This window comes from Bacillus cereus group sp. BfR-BA-01356 (assembly GCF_022663635.1).
Classification (GTDB): Bacteria; Bacillota; Bacilli; order Bacillales; family Bacillaceae_G; genus Bacillus_A; species Bacillus_A cereus.
The window spans coordinates 1-217 of the sequence record NZ_JAKUFX010000332.1 but is presented as its reverse complement, the minus strand read 5'-3'; the positions used below and the strand labels follow the sequence as shown (position 1 = coordinate 217).

The following is a 217-nucleotide window of genomic DNA, read 5'->3' as shown; positions in this document are numbered from 1 at the left end:
GCTAGAAATCGTGTCCCAATTTTGTTTAATACTATCTCTAATAGGACCGATGAAAGATTCAACAGTATCTTTTATCCATTGCCACGCTTCACGGATTATATTAGTAATCCATTGCCACGCTTCACGGATTATATTAGTAATCCAATCCCACGCTGTACTAGTTGCACTTGTGATCATATTCCATAATTCTGTAATAGTATTAACCAATATATCTCTA

General features: G+C 35.0%; 1 protein-coding gene. It reads right to left on the bottom strand.

Annotation, left to right across the window (positions count from 1 at the left end; translation table 11 throughout):
- Nucleotides 1-217, bottom strand: a 217-nt coding sequence (locus tag MR168_RS33250; RefSeq protein WP_242291780.1) for a hypothetical protein, incomplete at both ends; no start/stop codon positions are given.